Annotated in this window: 14 protein-coding genes and 1 pseudogene; 12 read left to right on the forward strand and 3 right to left on the reverse strand. The window is 29.7% G+C overall.

Annotation, left to right across the window (positions count from 1 at the left end; all coding sequences use genetic code 11):
- The 8 genes from RMB03_RS13550 to RMB03_RS13585 form a co-directional block, all read left to right on the forward strand.
- Positions 1-2,525 (forward strand): BapA/Bap/LapF family large adhesin (locus RMB03_RS13550; RefSeq protein ID WP_311076595.1); only part of this gene is annotated, 2,525 nt, incomplete at its 5' end.
- 113 nt (positions 2,526-2,638) lie between these two features.
- Positions 2,639-4,297 (forward strand): poly alpha-glucosyltransferase, encoded by a 1,659-nt coding sequence (locus RMB03_RS13555; protein ID WP_311076596.1) that lies wholly within the window; start codon positions 2,639-2,641, stop codon positions 4,295-4,297.
- A 3-nt stretch (positions 4,298-4,300) separates the two neighbouring features.
- Positions 4,301-5,026 carry a CatB-related O-acetyltransferase gene (locus RMB03_RS13560; protein WP_311076597.1) on the forward strand — a complete coding sequence of 242 codons (726 nt, stop codon included), beginning with the start codon at positions 4,301-4,303 and terminating at the stop codon, positions 5,024-5,026.
- A gap of 3 nt (positions 5,027-5,029) precedes the next feature.
- A complete protein-coding gene (locus RMB03_RS13565; protein ID WP_311076598.1) occupies positions 5,030-5,824 on the forward strand; it encodes a serine hydrolase in 795 nt (264 codons plus the stop codon).
- Complete coding sequence (locus RMB03_RS13570) at positions 5,824-6,873, forward strand: YheC/YheD family protein (protein ID WP_311076599.1); 1,050 nt, start codon at positions 5,824-5,826, stop codon at positions 6,871-6,873. Before RMB03_RS13565 ends, RMB03_RS13570 begins: the two co-directional genes overlap by 1 nt.
- Before the next feature lie 10 nt (positions 6,874-6,883).
- On the forward strand, positions 6,884-8,398 hold the full coding sequence (locus RMB03_RS13575; RefSeq protein ID WP_311076600.1) for a glycosyltransferase: 1,515 nt from the start codon (positions 6,884-6,886) through the stop codon (positions 8,396-8,398).
- Entirely contained in the window at positions 8,352-9,338 is a 987-nt protein-coding gene (locus RMB03_RS13580) for a hypothetical protein (RefSeq protein WP_311076601.1), read from the forward strand. The genes RMB03_RS13575 and RMB03_RS13580 overlap by 47 nt, the downstream gene beginning before the upstream one ends.
- A 609-nt stretch (positions 9,339-9,947) precedes the next feature.
- Positions 9,948-10,355, forward strand: a complete 408-nt coding sequence (locus RMB03_RS13585) for a hypothetical protein (RefSeq protein ID WP_311076602.1) — start codon at positions 9,948-9,950, stop codon at positions 10,353-10,355.
- Between the two features lie 90 nt (positions 10,356-10,445).
- Here the strand turns inward: RMB03_RS13585 and RMB03_RS13590 are convergent, their stop codons facing one another.
- Positions 10,446-10,820: a hypothetical protein gene (locus RMB03_RS13590; protein ID WP_311076603.1), complete on the reverse strand. Its 375-nt coding sequence runs from the start codon at positions 10,818-10,820 to the stop codon at positions 10,446-10,448.
- Positions 10,821-11,381: 561 nt separating this feature from the next.
- On the reverse strand, positions 11,382-11,969 hold the full coding sequence (locus tag RMB03_RS13595) for a recombinase family protein (protein ID WP_311076604.1): 588 nt from the start codon (positions 11,967-11,969) through the stop codon (positions 11,382-11,384).
- Positions 11,970-12,809: 840 nt separating this feature from the next.
- Between RMB03_RS13595 and RMB03_RS13600 the strand changes: the two genes are divergently transcribed.
- Entirely contained in the window at positions 12,810-13,394 is a 585-nt protein-coding gene (locus tag RMB03_RS13600) for a resolvase (RefSeq protein WP_311076605.1), read from the forward strand.
- 215 nt (positions 13,395-13,609) lie between these two features.
- The gene (locus RMB03_RS13605) at positions 13,610-13,903 is read left to right on the forward strand and encodes a hypothetical protein (RefSeq protein WP_311076606.1); all 294 of its coding nucleotides are present in this window, start codon (positions 13,610-13,612) and stop codon (positions 13,901-13,903) included.
- Between the two features lie 333 nt (positions 13,904-14,236).
- On the opposite strand, the gene RMB03_RS13610 is transcribed toward RMB03_RS13605, so the two are convergent.
- Entirely contained in the window at positions 14,237-15,097 is an 861-nt protein-coding gene (locus RMB03_RS13610) for a LysR family transcriptional regulator (protein WP_311076607.1), read from the reverse strand.
- Positions 15,098-15,322: 225 nt separating this feature from the next.
- On the opposite strand from RMB03_RS13610, the gene RMB03_RS13615 reads away from it, so the two are divergent.
- Positions 15,323-16,216, forward strand: coding sequence for a PhzF family isomerase (locus tag RMB03_RS13615; RefSeq protein ID WP_311076608.1), 894 nt, complete (start codon positions 15,323-15,325; stop codon positions 16,214-16,216).
- A gap of 61 nt (positions 16,217-16,277) precedes the next feature.
- A pseudogene (locus tag RMB03_RS13620) lies at positions 16,278-16,421 on the forward strand (TetR/AcrR family transcriptional regulator); the annotation flags it as partial.
- Between the last annotated feature and the right edge of the window lie 443 nt (positions 16,422-16,864).

The raw sequence follows: 16,864 nt of genomic DNA on the forward strand, positions 1-16,864 counted from the left end.
GCGACTCGGATTCGGACAGCGACTCGGATTCTGACAGTGACTCTGATTCTGACAGTGATTCAGACTCAGACTCGGACTCTGACAGCGACTCTGACTCTGACAGCGACTCGGATTCTGACAGTGACTCGGATTCTGACAGTGACTCTGATAGCGACAGCGATTCAGACTCTGACAGCGACTCGGACTCTGACAGCGATTCGGATTCGGATAGCGATTCTGACTCTGACAGCGATTCTGACTCTGACAGTGACTCTGATTCGGACAGCGACTCTGACTCTGACAGTGACTCTGATTCTGACAGCGACTCGGATTCTGACAGCGATTCTGATTCTGACAGTGACTCGGATTCTGACAGCGATTCGGATAGCGACAGCGACTCGGATTCTGACAGTGACTCTGATTCGGACAGCGACTCTGATTCGGACAGTGACTCTGATTCTGACAGTGATTCGGACTCTGACAGCGACTCGGACTTGGTTGCGAATGATGACTTGGCAACGCTCGATGCCAATATTGATCCGACGACAAGTTCCGTACCTACACAATCTAAGACGTCTGTAGTTTTACCTTCTTATGATGGTTTGATTTTGGATTGGACATGGGCTGCGAACAATGCGTTGCAAGTAGAAGTTCCTCAAGGAACATTGCAGGACTTTAATGTAAATATCAGTGGCTTATATGCTGGTGTGGGTATTGTGAGTTTAGGCCTCGATGTTCTTCGCCTAAATGAAAATACGGGAGAATATGAGCTTTATGAGCATATTCCAAATGCTGGAACTGCTTTTGCAGCAGTTGTAGGGTTCTATACAGGTGGAACTACAATTAATGACTTACCTGAAGGTAAATATGCCATTGTCATGACAAATGACCAAGGGCTTAACTTTACAGGTTTAGGCTTCCCAACTTTAACCATTCCATCAGGTGGCGTAGCAACTGATTATGGTGAGGTTGTTGTAAGTGGTAACGTCATTGTTCCTGAAGGTCCGGGGGATGTAGCGGATGTCGATCCTGAAGGTCAGCCATTAGTCGTTACGCAAGTAGTTTCTGAGACTGGTAATACATTAACGGTGAATCAATCTGATAATGGTTTCCAAAAAATAGAAGGGGCTTATGGCGATCTCTATATTGATAAGGATGGGAATTATGAATACATCAGAAATCCGGAAATTCCTAACTCAGTAGGTAAAGTTGATACGTTTACTTATACAATTCAAGATGTTGATGGAAATACAGCAACAGCTAATCTCAATATCCGAATTGATAGTTCTCAAGTAGACATTAACTGGCCAGCTGACCCTACTTTGGATGGTACAGTTGATTTAGTTGCTACTAATGATATCAATGGTGCTCAAGTAGATTACAAAAACTTTGTTGAAACAAAATCGGCAGATCTTGGTTCAATGACGGCTTCAGTTACTCGTACTGGTAGCTTATTTGGTGGTTATACTTATACGCGTAATCCTGGAACAGATACTTCAGATGTTGTTACTGTAGATAAAAATGCCTCAGCTGTTTTATCTATCAAAGTTACTACAACTGATTCATCTGGCGCTAATAATGATACCTTCGGTTATAGCGTACAAAAATTGGTAGGGGGTAGCTGGCAAACTGTATATGTTTCACCAACTACAACTTATAGTCATCCATTCCTAGGTGGATCGAATGCTACGATCATTGATAATAGTTATTCAATACCTGCGGATAGTGTGGCGACACAATGGCGTGTAGTGTATACAAGTACTGAAAGCAATGAGTCATTCCTTGTTAATGGTACTAATACGACTACGGTACAAACCTCAGTTCAACCAACATTGACACATTACGATGTATTTACTGCTTCTGGAGAATTTACTCCAGCAACAGGTAACATAATTACAGATGATAGTGGTAATGGTACTGATGTGACAGGTGGTGTGGGTACCAAGTTGTTTGTAGAAAATGCAGCTGGCGTATTTGTTGAAGCTACTGGTCAAACTTTGGTTTACAGTAATGGAACATTAAATATTGCTGCAAACGGTACATATACATTTACTCCAAATGCCACAGCAGACGGAAGTCAAACTACAAGTTTCAATTATAAACTTATAGCTGCGAATGGCGATGAAAGTAATGTAGCTACATTAACAATTAACTTGGGTAGACATTATGAAACGGGTACTGGAAATGATTTAATTTCTGGTACATCAGGAAATGATGTTTATACAACTGGTACTGGTGCAGATACAGTTATATTCAACCTTCTAAATGCTACAGATTCTACAGGTGGAAATGGTTCAGATACCTGGAGTGATTTTAATAAAGCAGAAGGAGATAAAATCGATATAAGTACTTTATTATCAGGTCAGTCTGTTAATAATACAAATATTGGTCAATATGTAACTGCTACTCAAGTAGGTGCAGATACAGTAATTAGTATAGATAGAGATGGAAGTGGAATATCTTATAATTCTACAGAAATCTTAACTCTTAAAAATACTACTACTACGATTGATGAACTACTGCAAAATAGTCAAATATTATTTTAATTTGATTATTTGAAAAAAGAGGATCTACGGATCCTCTTTTTTATTTTGTTAAATAATTTTGAAATTAAATATGATATGTTATAATAACTTAAAAGATTTTTTAAAGTGATAATATGGAAATTAATACCTATAGTAAATTTGAGGAATTCAAAAAAAAATTAAAAGATTGGTTGTTAATTCAATTGAAAAACCATTCTGAAAATGAGGGAGGTATATGTGTTTTCTTATCTGTTGGAAATGAGAAAAAACGCTGTGAAGTATGGAATACTTTTGATGAAAATATTAATACTGTATTAAAGAGAATATATTCTTTTTTAGATAATTTATATTCTAAAAATAGAGGACTAGCTGAGTTTTTTAAAATAGATCTTGCATATAATATCAGTGAAGAGAGCTGGGGTGATGTTGAGTTTTTTATTTTAAATCAAGAGCATAATAATCATTATAGAAAAGGTATCAGCTTTGATGGAAAGTTTAATCTATGTTTTTTAGAACAAGAAATATATGGTAAAGCTATTATAAAAGGTATTTCATTTGATAAACCTAATTTTTTTGATGAAAAGAATCTTAATGATGCGATAAAAGCAAAATATAAAAATATTACTAAGTACTTTAAATTGAATGATATAAAAAAAGTGTGGGTTTTTGACACTATAGCTGCTTTTTATGAAAATGGGGTGTTTGTTGATTTGCAGACTGTAGGTGTAGCAAATGGAATAAGATGTCATTCTAAAATTAGTAAGGCTGAGATCAAAGAAATTATTATTAATAATGCCGAGTTTTTGTATAATCAAATTATGGATGATGGTCGCTTTATTTATGGTTATTTTCCTGCTTATGATAGAGAGATTAAAAGCTATAATACAGTCCGGCATTGTACATCTTTATATGCCTTGTTAGAAACATTAGAAGTAGATTTTAATAAAAAATATTTAGATAAAATTGAAAGATCTATGGAGTATGCATTTCAGAAATTTTATAAAATTATAGAAGAAAAAGGATTTATGATTGATGGAGAGCAAGATTTAGAAATAAAATTAGGTTCAAATGCAACTGCAATTTTTATGCTTGCTAAATATCAGGAAATAACTGGTAATGATAAGTATCTTAAAAATGCTGAAATGCTAGCAAAGGGGATAAAATATATGATTGATGAACATGGACAAACTAGTCATATTTTAAATTATCCTTCATTAAGTGTAAAAGAGAAATTTAGAATTGTATATTATGATGGTGAAGCTGCTTTAGGGCTTTTACGTTTATATCAGATTAATAAAAATAAAGATTTACTAGATACTGTTAAACTAATGTTTAACAATTTTATTGTTAAAAAATATGATAAGTATCATGACCATTGGTTAAGTTATTGTACAAATGAATTAACAAAAATATGCCCTGAAGAAAAATATTTCAGATTTGGAATGAATAATTATCTAAATCACATGGATTTTATTAAAAATAGAAAAACTGCTTATGCAACATTTTTAGAAATGATGATGTCAGCATATAAAATGGTTTTATATATGCGAGATAATAATTATCTAGAGTTGTTTAATGAAGCTAAATTTGATGAGTTAAAAGAATTAATTAAATATAGAGTTGAGTTTCAGTGTTCTACCGGTTTCTTTTATCCAGAATTAGCAATGTATATGGCTAGGCCAGATAAAGTTAAGAATGCATTCTTTGTTAGACATGATCGTTTTAGAGCACGAATAGATGATCAAGAGCATAATTTATCTGGTTTAGTAGCTTTTTATAAATATTTTGAGTGATATATGAAAAGACAATATATAGAGCTAAAAGAAACCATGGGTGAAAATAATATATTTTTTACTCGTAATGGTAACTCAAGATTTCTTGATGAAGATTTTATTAATTTTTTAGAAAAAGTAGAAATTGAACCTTTTTGTGCATTTTTAGTCGGTAACAACATTTGGAGTATGGGCGCATTTTCTTATAGTTGGTCTCTATTGCCAATTACGACTAAAGTGGGTCGGTATTGCTCCATAGCAGAAGGAGTGAGAGTACTTGGTTTAAGGCATCCTCATGAATGGCTTACAACCTCAGCAACAACATATGATCGAAATTTTATAATTTATCAAAAATATTTAGAAATAAATAAGGTGGATCAAAATGCTCGAAGGTTACCAAATAATCCTGAATTAAAAGGACTGGATATTGGGCATGATGTTTGGATAGGGGCAAGAGCGTTGTTAAAGCCAACGATAACTATTGGAAATGGAGCTGTAATTGCAGCAAATTCAGTCGTTACAAAAGATGTACCTCCTTATGCAATTGTCGGTGGCAATCCTGCAAAAATTATAAAATACAGATTTGATAAAGATACTATTAACCAGTTACTAAAATCAAAATGGTGGGAATATGGATTTTCAGATATTCAAAATCTAGAAATAGATAATATTCAACAGTTTTTAATTGAATTTGATTTGAAAAAAAATAATTTAGAAAAAATGAAATTGAAAAAGTTAATAGTGGAGTAAAGTATGAACACTATTATAAATGTAGAAAATAAAGTAATAGGATTAATCGAATTTAATTCAATTATGAAAAAAATTGAGAAAATCTCGGCTAAGTCATTGTCAATCTTTATTGTTGATGAAGAGCACAGCATTGAAGTTTATTCTAAGAGTAAAAATATAAAAATTGTACCAGGGTCTGTTGTAAAGTTATTAACATTGTTTTTGGTTTTTGATTTAAATATTTCTTTAAGAGAAATTGTTAAAATTAAAAAAAATAATTTAATAGTTGGAAGTGGTTATAACTTGTTGGAGAATGATCTTATAACAATTAATGACTTACTTAAAAATATGATGTTTAAGTCAAGTAATACGAGTGCTGAAGTATTAAAGGAAGTAATTGAAGAAAAAACGAATGTTCCTTATGAGGAACATGCAAGAAAAGTAATAAATAGAATTGGGATGAAGCTTACAAATATTGTAAATTCACATGGCTTATATGAAAGTAAACAATATACAACTGTTAATGATTTATTGAAATTAGTTCTTAATATATTGGAAAATAAAAAAATAGAATCTTTCTTATTTTATCCTCATCAAAGTATCGTTGTTCAACGGAATAAGAATTATATCAATATTGATTTTGATTCAAATGAGAAAACATTTATTAAAACAGGAACACTTTTTCCAAATGTATTTAATAGTGTACAGATAGTAAAAATACGCAATAAATATCTTATTGCTTGCCTAGGGTATTCAAAAGATGATCACAGTAGATTGATTGATCAAGAAATGATTAATGATTTAATTGGAGTAATATAATGTCTATATTTGGAATTTTAAAACCAGCAAAAAACTTAACTGATGTAGAGGAAATCTTCATTATTGTTGCCCAAAGCCGAGGGCATGAAGCTTATGTTTTTACAGCAAAAGATGTATGTTTTGAAACTGAAAAGATAGTAGGCAAGACTATATTAAATGGAAAAGTTTTAGAAAAAGAATTTAACTTTCCTCATGTAATTCAAAATAGGCTAGCTGTTAAGGCGGAGGATAAGGAAATATATCTAAAATTAGCAGAAAAAATTCCTTTTACATCAAATAGAATTGGAACAAAAAAGAATGTTGACCTAAAATTAAAAAAAATTGAAGATATCAATGAATTCTTGATAAGTGTTGAAGACTGTAAAGAATTTGATGATCTTTTGAATGCAATTCAAAAATATAAGAAAGTGATATTAAAGCCCTTATCAAGTAATCAGGGGAAAGGAATTTTTTCTGTAGAGTTCTTAGATAAAAAATATATTGTAAAGCAGTTAGATAAAAAAAATGAATTTAATAAAAATGAACTTAGACATTTTTTTGATAAAGATATTAAGAATAAAGGTTATTCCCTAAGTAAGTATTTTAATAGTTCTACAAATAATTCACTCAATACAGTTTTTCGCATGCAAATTAGTAGAGGAGCGGGTGGTAAGTGGAAGTTAATAAAATTCTTTCCCTATGTGAATATCAATAAAAATATTGATATTACGAATGGTATGCAAGGAGCATTAATCACTACGCGTGAAAAAATGTTTTTAGAGCAATATTATCCAAATTCATTTGAGAAAATTAATAAAAGTATAAAGAAAATTTTCGAAAAATTCCCTCTGGCTTTCCAAAAGCAATATGCATGGCGCTTAGACTCATTAGGTTTAGATTTAGGCATTGATCAGGAAGGGAACATTGCTATATTTGAGGTCAATGCAGGTCCAGGAATTGGATTTATGGCTTATCCTGTAGCAAAAGCTCAGGTTGATTATTATGAGTGGTTACAAGAAAATGCAAAACCACCTTTCAAGAATAACTTTTTACCTATCAATTTAAGATAAGAGAATTATAATGTTACAGGAAAAGGGTATATATATGCTTTATCCTGCAATTAAGCAGGAAAAAAATGGTCTATTAATTGCACTGATTAAAAGAGCAGATTTATTTAGTAGAAATGGAATTAAAGTAAATATATGTACTCTTTCTTATAATCCTATGATTAATGTACTTTATAAGGATTTATATTTAAGTGGACTGTTAGATCTAGAAGTAAATAAAAATATTAATTTCTTAAATTTATATTCTTATTATCAAAAAAATGAATTTTCAGTTGATCTTGAGCATGGAAATAGTTATAAATTTTCCACCGAAGAAGAAAACATTGAAAATGATAATCTAGGAAATGTTAAGGTCTTTGATGATAAAAATAAACTTTGTAAATATTATGTTAAAAACAAGCAAGGGCTTTTAAGTCATATAAATATTTTTGAATCTGGACAAATAGTTAAAAGATTGAAATTTAATGAAAAGGGAATTTTGAGCTCATCACAAGTCTTAGATAGTAATAGATTAGTTATTACAGAAGACTTCTATGACATTAATAATCATCTTGTTCTATCAAGAAATTATAATAAGGAAGGAAAGATAATTAGTTTATATCTATATGGAGAGGAGGGTATAATTTCACGAAAGTTTAATTCAGAAATTGAATTGTTTGAATATACTTTATCTAAAATTAATATGAATGAACATAAGGTTTATATTATTGATAGAGCTATAGTTTTTGCAAAAAACATACTTTTGAATAAAAAAGAAAATTCTACTGTGATTGGGGTTATTCATGCTGCACATTACTCAAAAGCTAGAGAAAAAGATTCAAAACCTAATGCTCACTACAATAGTTATATTGAGAACTTAGATAAAATTGATCATCTCATTTTTCTAACAGATAAACAAAAAATAGATTTTAGCAAGAGATTTGGTTCTTATTCTAACTATACAGTTATCCCCCATTTTTATAAAAATACAACATTTGAAAATAGTTTAACTTCACCACAGGAATATCAATGTGTATGTTTGGCAAGGTTTGATAAAGTAAAACGGTTAGATCTACTTATTGAATTATTTAGTGAGATTCATAAGAGAATTCCTCAAGCAAACTTAGATATTTATGGCTTTGGGCCTGAGAAAGAAAATTTAAATAAAGTTATAAAAAATAATAATTTGGAAGGTATTGTGCGACTACGTGAATTCATTGCAGATGTAAGTTCTGTACTTAAAAATGCAGATCTCATGTTGTTTACTAGTGGATCCGAAGGATTTTGTATGGCCATATTAGATTCTTTGAAGAATAATTGTCCAGTAATTTCTTTTGATATTGATTATGGTCCGAGTGAAATGATTATTAATGACTATAATGGTTATTTGATTGAGGATAATGATACAGAAAAATTTATTAATACTACTGTAGAATTATTAAGTAATAGACAAAAAATAAATTTATTCCATAAAAACTGCGCTAGATCTGTATGGAGATTCAATGATGAAAATAATTTTAAACTATGGAAAAATCTTATTTTTAAATAATGTATTAAAGATTATTTTCTTATTTTTGATCTCATCGTTTAGCTTAGTATGTCTAGCTGGAGTCAAAGAAAATATGACTATAAAAGACGAAAAAAAATATTATAAATCTGGGAAAATTAGGGTCGTCTATACTCTGAATGAGATAGAGCAGATAGATGCTAATAAAAATAATATTCCAGATTATATAGAAAACATTGCAATTCAAGCTAATGCAACTATAGATGCACTTGACTATCTAGGTTTTGTTAATCCTATCAAGAGCCCTAGGTATAATTCTGAAGTAAATTATATTGATATTCATGTGGTTAGTATAAATTATAATGGTATTGCCTATGATAAACCCTATGTATACAGTTTTGATGGACCTAAAAGAAACAAGGCTTTGTTGATTAAATTAAATAGTAGATTAAAAAACTTTCCGGGAAATTATTGGACAGTTGTTGCCCATGAGATATTTCATCTTTATCAATATGGTTATAGTCCATTAAAACCAAGTTGGTATCTTGAAGGTATGGCAAACTGGTCAGAAAGATTATTAAGAAAAGATGACATTGACACAAAGGGGAGAGTTCTTTTACCAACAAATAGCAGCAATTTACAAAATAATATTTACCAAGTACCTTATAATAAGTTGTGGTATAGATTAGCTTTTTTGGCTAAAAAGGATGACAGTCAATTGAATTTACCAGATAGCATAATAAAGCGTACGTATGTTGATGGTAGCTTAGTTTTTAAAGATAATTCTTTCTCTGGCTATATGTTCATGAGAAATTTTTTATCAAATTTATCATTAGCAGCAAGTGACCGAAATGTATTACTTCCATTAAATAGATATAATAATTTTTATAACTCTGCAATAATCATTAACTGTCTTAAAAAAACAATCATAGAATCAGGGATAAAACTAAATTCTGATGAGAAGGGTTTTTTAGCTTTGTAATTCTTGGTGCCTATAGTTTATTTTATTAAACCTTTAAATAATAAATCACCAATATTTAACTAATCTTAGATATAAATATTATAAAATAGGTTTTATTATTATAATTTTTAATATGTTTATAAAAGTGTAGTTATTTAAAATCTTAAAAATTTAGTACTTTTTTAATTGAAAATTGACTTAAAAAGAGTGTATTTAAAACATAATTTTAAAACATTTTTTAAATTATGAGTGAGATTACTGTATGTAAATTAAGGATATTTTTTAACCTAGGAAAAATTATTTTTAACTTAATTAATTTGTAATTGATAGTGGTGGATTCTCATGTGAATATAATTTTGAGGATACTTATTACATAATCATCCTCGTATTTCAGGTTTGAGTGATATTCACTAAGTCCACAACCTCTTAGGATGTGGACTCTTCTTGATTAATAAAGAATTTAAAGTCATATTGATTTTTTGATTCTAATTTAAGAATGTAAAGTCAAATTTCACTTAAACTTATTTTAATGATATATCTATTATTAATGATCCTAATTCTATAAATTTTAATTTAAGATGGGTTTTATAAAAATGGATGTTTATATATTTAACATGAGGATTAAAATTAATGAAGAATTTAATTCTAACTCAAATCGTATTTTCATTAACACTCATCTTGGCTGGATGTGCGAATCAGCCATATGGACATCAATTTGTTTATTCGCCAGCTTCTATTAATACCATTGCTAGCCATAAATTGTATTTAATAGCAGAAAAATCAGGCCACCCTAGTTTAGGTACGGGTGAGGTTACAGCAGATAAAGCTACTCAGTATGCAAGTAATCATAAGAAGACAGTGATTTGTGATAAGCATCATTACTATGCTGCGAGTAATGCTACTAGCGATGTGAAACAGACAAAGATTACTTTAGTAAGTGGCGAGGAGATTAATGTCTCTAAATCATGTTGGGTAGAAGATGCAAACCCACAAAATTCAATTTATGTTTCTAAATCATCTGTTAGTCATGGTTTTTGATAATTAAGTACATAAAAGTAGACTAAGTTTTAGTAGCTTAGTCTCTCTATAAATCATTCAAGTAATTTAAAAAAGTTCTCTTTAAATATGTTAACTATTTAAACTAAAGCAATTAATTGAAGTAATAGCTTGAAAATAATTTTTATATGATTCCATATTGAAATCTATCAGATTATTTTTTTCAATTTCTATTAAGTATATCTTATTACTATTTACCTCCTCTCGGCTTAAAATATATTCTATTGTTGAACCAATTTCATTTTTTTTATTTAAGTTTAATTTTATTATAAAAACAGAAAAACCTATTTCTTTCATTTTTTTTGCATAGAAAGTAGCATAAGTTTCTGTGATTTTTATTAAACCTGTATCAAAAATAATAATTGTTGGAAAAGGTCCAGTTCCTGTCGGAATATAAATCTTACCTGTTGCTGAGCCTATTGAGAAATTCAAAAAAATATCATTCATATTAAATATTTATCATATTTTAAAATAAATAAACTATTCATAATAGAGCCTGTAAAAGCATGAATTGCTTTTGTTGAAAGCTGAAATTTATAAATTTCAAATGGTTGAATTGTTAATCAATTGTTTAAAATAGATCTATACTGTCAAGTTTTTCTTGAAAATAAAATCATTTTAATTCAAGGAAAACTCTACGATCTAAATATAATATAATCAATAGTAAATATATATAAATTATATTTTTATATAATTTTTTTTTGCAAACTATTGAAAATAAATATTATTTAATTTGTTGAGCAATCATAATAAAAGTATAAAATTACTTTTAACGAATCGTATGGAAAAAGTAATTTAATCTATAATGGTCGACATCTAAATTTCAAGCATAAAATATATTTTGAATATGTGTTTAAATTTCAATAACTTATTTTATCATTGCTTGGGATTTAATAGTATCTCGAGTTAATTTTGCTTAGCGGTTTAATACTGTATTGTTCATTACTCTTCCTTGTTATATTATTCCATGTGTATGTAATAGGATGCAAAGTTAAAAAATTTTAATAATTACAATACATTACTTTTCGTTGCATTATTTAAAATTCGCTGAATTACTGTTCTTGTAACTGAAAATTCTTTAGCGAGTGAATATACGCTGTAGCCTTTCTTAAATAATTCAATCACTCTATTTTTTTGTTCATTATTTAATATTTCTGGCCGACCAACTTTTCTTGCTGGTTTGTGATCCTTGAACTTCTTATTGTCAGACTTGAACAATTTCTCAAATTCGGCTGATAATTTGAGAAAATGGAGAAAGAAAATTTTCAAGTCACCATTAATTTCATTTTTAGAATAGTCTAAGCATATTAATCGAATTTTTTTCTGATCAATTTTATCAACTATTCCTAAAATTTCTTCAAAACTATTGCCCAAGCAATCCATGCTTTTTATCACTAAAATATCTCCTTCCTCTAAAGAATAGCTTATTAAATTCAGAAATTTATCTCTATAAGCAATAGATTTATTAACTGATACTTCTTCTACTACTAATCTATTCTTTTGGATTTTATAGCCATACTCACTAAAAAAAGAGATATACCTAGAAAATTCAAATTGCAAATTAGGCTCTATTCTAACATAGGCATATGTACGCATATTAAAACACCAAAATGAAACAAAAACAAAACAAATCTTAGCATCTTATTTTTTTAAAAAAAACATGAACTAAATCACAAAAGTGTACTATACAGTGTTTAAAACATATCAATTAAATACATAGTTAAATAACTACTTACTTCTAACTTTTATTAACTTTCACAATTATATTAGTTAATAACTTTATTGATTTTTTTTGTATGATATTTTCCATCTTGAATTAACCCTTTAATTTGAATATTTCTGAATCTAATATAAATATTATATTAAAATCTAGTTTTATTGTTTAATTAAATTAATTTAAGTAGGTGGAAAATAAAAAAACAATAAGTTATTGCTAATGTGATTATTTGTAATTGCTATATGTAGTTGATTTTTATTAATTTATTTTTTGTTTTTATTTTGTTTGGGGTTGTGTGTATAAATTTATGAAAAATTAAATACATAGGTTTAAAACAATTTTGGATAATTTATTGTAAAGAGTATCTGGCTTGTTGTTATATATATAAAGATACTTTGTTATTTAAAATTGATTTTTATAGCTATTATATTTAAAGTATATTGCTAATTTTTATTAATGATATCTAAATCTGAAAATAATAATTAACTTCTCAGGGTATCTTTTTTGTTATTTATATAATGTTTTTTAATATTATATATTTCTGTTATTTAATGGGTGGAAATATAAAAATATTTATATTAATATAAAAAAATATAAATTTAAGATATTAATTATATATAAAAAACAATAAGTGAAGCTCTAAAAGTGTCTAGAACCAAATTTTTGATTTGAACATACATTTGGAATGTACTTCACATAATTCCAAGGACGGGGGAAGCATGCGTACTTATGCTTATATGCGGATTAATTCTAATCTTGATGACTTTGATAAAGAAAAAGAATTTTTTATTTCAATGTTAAATGATTTTAATCATAAAGTTCAAGATACTAGAGTAGTTCTAGAGTTGGTCTCAGTTGATAAATCTATTAGTTTAAGGTCTATGTTTTTTAATTTAATTAATTATTCTTTGGAAGAGGATGACTTTTTAATTGTCAAAGGTATTGACTGTTTAGGAAATAGCTTTAAAGAAATATTATCAACAATTATTTTAATTGAAAGAAAAAAAATTAAATTGATTATATTGGGTTATATGAATAATGAATTAAAAGGAGATATTAAAGAAAATTTAATTCATTTTATAGGAATTTGTATCGGTTTTGAAAAACTTTTCTTGTCTGATCAAACTGCGGACAAAAAATATAAATTATCTAAGAAAGTAGGTAGACCTGAAAAATTAACGAATGATCAAAAACAAGAAGTTATTAATAAATTTAAAAAAGGATTTAGTGTATATTCTTTAGCTAAGGATCTTGCTGTGTCGAGAACTGTGATACAAAGAATAATTGAAAAATCTAGTGAGTAATTATAATTATTAATATTGGGGTTTAATAATAAATTATTTTTTTAGTTTGGCTGTTTTTTATGTATTAAATTATGTTTAAATCTTTAATTTAATACTTACTAAATTGAATTTTATTTTTAAAATTAAATTCATATTGATGTTTTTATTTTTCTGTTGATATTGTTATGTATGTTTTGTAGCACAATCTTAATTTATATGATGTGGTAAACTTAAATATGCATATTGGTATTGATTTAGATAAATGGAAGTGTCCTATATGTAATGGTTTTATAGTAATTGATCATTCAAAAATTCAAAAAGAGGATTCAGTACAATTTGTCTTTAGGCGAATAAATAATAATGATTCTCTTTATTTTGTTTATCGAGTTGGTTTGGTAGTTGATCGAAAAGAAAAAATACTAATTATAAAATATAAGACTAGGCTATATAAAGTTCTAGATCGTGATACCTATCCTATAGGGGCTCCAGCTCTCCTTATCTATAACATGTTTTGGGCTTGTGGTTGTTAGGTTTGAATATTAAAAGATATTTATTTTTGTATATACTAAAAATTAGTATTTAGTTTTTTTTGATTTATATATTTGATTTTAAAATTTCTAGATTTAAGTGATTCTTCTTTAAAATATTTTTATTTAGTATATAAGTGGGAAATCTATGAGTGTTGAGGTGGGATAGGAGTCAAGTCTTACACTAAAACTTTCCTAGGATATGGGTGCCTACAAACTATCTATAGTGAATTAGAGGGTAACCGATAGTTTCCGTATCTAATTTGACGATTACGAAGAAAATTTTGTGCGTTCTCTCTTCCTCTTTTTATCAGTCTGAGTCAAGCAAACAATCTATCACAACAGATATTCTTGTAGTTCTTTTTCAATCGTTTCACTAATCAACGTTGAATAGTCACTTTTCTTAGTATCTAAATGACGCATTAACCAGACATCTTGTTTTAAAGTTTGCTCAGGTAGTATTGGCACTAAACCCGAAGCCTTGGCAACAAAACAAGGTAGAGCTGTAACTCCTTGTCCTTCAATGACTGCTCGTAGTTGCGAGTGCATGTTATCAAAAGATAAGGCAGGGGATGCATCTTGGGTGAGTTCACGCATCCATTGTGCTAAGAAAGTATATTGAAGGCTTCGGTCCCAACCGATTATACGATGATTCAATAAATCATCCGTTTCAGCATGCTCTGTGAAACTGGCGAGATAATCTTGACTACAATAAAGACCATACTCCAGTTTGCCAAGTCGCCGAATAATGTAACGCCCGCTTTCTGGACGAACAAGTCGAAGAATAATATCAGCTTCCCGTCGGGAAAAATCAACAGGAACGACACTCGTTGAGATTTCTAATTGTAAATCTGGGTGCTTCAGTTGCAATGCTGTTAGCTTTGATTGGAGCAACTGCTGCCCAATTAACTCAGGTAAAGCAATACGGAACAATGATTGTTGTCCTTGATCGTTGTAACGTTCCATCGCTATTAAATGCTCTTCTGCTTTTTCAGCCAAAGAAAAAAAATGTTTTCCAACGTGGGTAAGTGTATAGCCATCATTGTCTCGGGAAAAAAGAGTCGCATTGAGACTTTTCTCCAGTTCAACGGCTCTGCGATGTACTGTAGAAACACTGATACCAAGCAATTTTGCACTGCGGCTCAACCCGCCAGTCCGGCCAATAGCTAACAAAATTTTAGTATCGTCCCAGTTCATACCTTTCCATATTTAAAAAATGCGTTTTCAATAAAAACTATAGTATCTCCGATGTTTAGATTTATACAATTCAAACAACCACTACAAAGGCTCAAAAAATCATTATATGAGGCGACTATAAACCTTTTAGAGCTATGACATGTTTTGCTGCAATTAAATAAGATTTTCTGGTTATGGCGAGAGCTATTTCTGAGATCACTATTTTAACAACAGAGGAGTCGTGCCATGACGACCATTTATGTGGTTGATGCATTTACCACCAAACCAAATACAGGAAATCGAGCGGGAGTTGTTCTAGAGGCAGACCATCTTACAACTCAAGAGATGCAAGATATTGCTGCATTCGCAGGGTATTCAGAAACTGCCTTTGTTTTGTTACCTAAAGATCAAAGCTATGACATACATGTTCGATATTTTACGCCAACAAATGAAGTCCCGATCTGTGGACATGCGACGATCGCCACTCATTTTTTACGTGCAACTACAGGCCACCAATCAGACTATCCATTAATCGCAAAAACAGGGGCTGGTCATTTACCCGTTTCAATATTTGGAAGTCCAGAAGCGTTATTGGTGAAAATGACTCAAGGTCGCGTAGAATTTTTACCACCTTTTAATGCGAGACAACGGGGTGAACTTACAAGCGCGCTGGGTATGAGTGAAAGTGATTTTGCTGACTTGCCAATACAAGTTGTCACGACGGGGCATTCCAAGGTGATGGTGCCAATGCTGAGCAGAAGTAAGCTTGATGGATTAATTCCAAACAATGAAAAATTGAAAGCTATTAGTGCTGAAATAGGTTGCAATGGGTTTTTTCCATTTGTTTTGGAAGGTAGTAAGCAAGAACCTATTACTTATGGTCGAATGTTCGCACCTGCAATCGGTATTAATGAAGATCCTGTAACTGGTAATGCAAATGGTCCCGCAGGAGCATACCTTGTTCACTATGATTTAATCGAATGTGACCAGAAAGTAAGTTATTGGGGGTATCAAGGCCTCGCAATACAAAGACCGGGGCGAGTTTTAGTTACAGTTGAGAAAACAGATTCAATATTACATGTCAGCATTGCAGGACAAGCGGTTTTAGTTGGTTCAGTTTTGTACTCGGGAAAAGATTGATTATATTTAAGAAATTATGACATCTTGCGAGTTTTAAAGAAGTTCTTTTCTTTACCTAAGTTCATCATCTAAAGCAGCCGCACAAGATGTAATTGCTTTAAGTAAAGGGATGATTAACGCGGCAAGCATGGCAGGGGAAAGTGATTTAAACCATTTACAGCAGCGAGTTGAAAAGGCTGTATTTGGTTATTTGGATCTCACATAAAGATCATATATTTTTATGAATATGTAGATATGAAAGAGGGCAGCGAATAGACCAGTTTTTTTTGAAAAATAAGCATGATATAAAAGTGAGTTGTTAATTATTAATTATACCTATAATGTGTATTATATCTTGGAAGTACTTGAAGATTATAGATTAATAGGAGATATTAATTTAATAAAAATATTATATATAACAAATATTAAATGAATCGAGTTTAAAAATATAATTTTCATTATGATAGAAAATTATTAATTTAAGGAAATAAACTTATAGTGGATGATCTGCAAAAAAAATCGATTTAAGAACTGTTTTATTATGTCGAGTAGATAATTGTAATTTAATGAAATAAAGTGATAACAATGATGAATGATTGTTATGAGTGGTTGTAAAGTAAAGTGATCTAAAATTTTTTCATGAGCTGATTTTAGAGTAAATCAGGTAAC

Source organism: Acinetobacter sp. V91_7, from assembly GCF_031799075.1.
GTDB lineage: Bacteria > Pseudomonadota > Gammaproteobacteria > Pseudomonadales > Moraxellaceae > Acinetobacter > Acinetobacter calcoaceticus.